This window comes from Streptomyces griseoloalbus, assembly GCA_014650015.1.
GTDB classification, from domain to species: Bacteria; Actinomycetota; Actinomycetes; order Streptomycetales; family Streptomycetaceae; genus Streptomyces; species Streptomyces griseoloalbus.
On record BMUD01000071.1, the window covers coordinates 1 to 1548 of the forward strand.

Consider the following 1548-nt stretch of genomic DNA (forward strand, 5'->3'; position numbering starts at 1 on the left):
CCCCGTTATGTTTTCCGCGGTCCTGCAACGGGGCCGCTGGCCTCCGGGCCCGGCATGACTGTGTCCCCCTGTCGAAGGCATGACCTGGGGGGTGGTGTCACCGGGCCCGGAAGGTGCCGTCGGAGACGCTGATGAGAGGTCCGGCCGCCATCCGGTCCGGCGCAACGCCGGACAGCTCGCGGATGACAGGTCTGCATAACGTGGATGCGCGCGTACGACACCGATGCCGAGGCCGGCACGTTCAACGACCCGGGAAGGGCACCATGTTCGACACCGAAGACGTGGGTGTGTTCCTCGGTCTGGACGTCGGCAAGAGTGCCCATCACGGGCACGGGCTGACTCCGGCCGGGAAGAAGGTCTTCGACAAGCAGCTGCCCAACAGTGAGCCGAAGCTGCGGGCCGTCTTCGACAAGCTGGCCGCGAAGTTCGGCACGGTGCTGGTGATCGTGGACCAGCCCGCCTCGATCGGAGCCCTGCCGCTGACCGTGGCCCGGGACGCGGGCTGCCAGGTCGCCTACCTGCCCGGACTGGCCATGCGGCGGATCGCCGACCTCTACCCGGGCGAGGCGAAAACCGACGCGAAAGATGCCGCGGTGATCGCGGACGCGGCCCGCACCATGCCGCACACTCTGCGCTCGCTGGAACTGACCGACGAAATCACCGCCGAGCTCACCGTTCTGGTCGGCTTCGACCAGGACCTCGCGGCCGAGGCCACCCGCACGTCCAACCGGATACGCGGCCTGCTCACCCAGTTCCACCCGTCGCTGGAACGCGTCCTGGGCCCCCGCCTCGACCACAGCGCCGTCACCTGGCTTCTGGAGCGTTACGGCTCCCCGGCCGCCCTGCGCAAAGCCGGCCGCCGCAGACTCGTCGAACTGATCCGGCCCAAGGCCCCACGCATGGCCGCCCGGCTCATCGACGAGGTCTTCGACGCACTCGACGAACAGTCCGTCGTCGTCCCGGGCACCGGCACCCTCGACATCGTCATCCCCACCCTGGCCGCCTCCCTGGCCACCGTCCACACCCAGCGCCGGGCCCTGGAAGCCCAGATCAACACCCTGCTGGAGGCCCACCCTCTTTCCCCGGTCCTGACCTCGATGCCCGGCGTCGGCGTCAGGACCGCCGCCGTCCTGCTGGTCACCGTCGGCGACGGCACCGGCTTCCCCACCGCCGCCCACCTCGCCTCCTACGCCGGCCTGGCCCCGGCCACGAAGTCGTCCGGGACCTCGATCCATGGCGAGCACGCACCTCGAGGCGGAAACCGTCAGCTCAAACGCGCCATGTTCCTGTCCGCCTTCGCCTGCATGAACGCCGACCCGGCCTCCCGCGCCTACTACGACAAACAACGAGCCCGCGGCAAAACCCACACCCAGGCCCTCCTCCGCCTCGCCCGCCAACGCATCAGCGTCCTGTTCGCCATGCTCCGAGACGGCACCTTCTACGAACCCCGCCACCCCGAGGACGTCGAACTCGCCGCATGACCCCAGCAAGCCAGACCATCCCAAACCCGACGCGGACCTCTTGACGAAAGACATAGAGGCACCCCCC

General features: G+C 69.3%; 1 protein-coding gene. It reads left to right on the forward strand.

Features of this window, described 5'->3' with window-relative positions:
• The first annotated feature begins 263 nt into the window (after positions 1–263).
• On the forward strand, positions 264–1481 hold the full coding sequence (locus tag IE178_RS34970; protein WP_193515058.1) for an IS110 family RNA-guided transposase: 1218 nt from the start codon (positions 264–266) through the stop codon (positions 1479–1481).
• Positions 1482–1548: the final 67 nt, after the last annotated feature.

Excerpts from the sequence above, each read along its gene's own strand:
- IE178_RS34970 (WP_193515058.1), top strand. The coding sequence starts at position 264 with ATGTTCGACACCGAAGACGTGGGTGTGTTCCTCGGTCTGGACGTCGGC.